At 66.0% G+C, this 344-nt stretch carries 1 protein-coding gene; it reads left to right on the plus strand.

Features of this window, described 5'->3' with window-relative positions:
* A partial coding sequence (locus ADK55_RS22080; RefSeq protein WP_159041511.1) for a hypothetical protein occupies positions 1-344 on the plus strand: 344 nt, incomplete at both ends.

A 344-nucleotide genomic window follows, 5' to 3' on the forward strand; every position in this document is an offset into this window, starting at 1 on the left:
CTGAGAGCCTGATGAGGTGGCACGAGGCTCTGCCCGAGGATGAAAAGGCAGACTTCACGCTGGGGCTGCGACCGCTCCTGAACTCGGTGTGGGAGGGCGTCCTCGGCGATCCGGCGGTGCATACCGCCGTCAACCACGGCCTGGCGGAGTACATGCTCAGCGACTACTGCCACAACGACCGCCTGGTGGGACCTGACGATGCGTACGAGCCCGCCGCTGCCGCGACCCTCAATGCCGCGTATGCCTACCTCTTCGGGTGCACCGACTTCGCAGTCTGGGCCAGTCGCCGGGCTATCGACGATCAACACCTTGAGCACCTCGCCGGCGCCGAGCTCGAAGAAGGG

Source organism: Streptomyces sp. WM4235 (genome assembly GCF_001279725.1).
Lineage (GTDB): Bacteria > Actinomycetota > Actinomycetes > Streptomycetales > Streptomycetaceae > Streptomyces.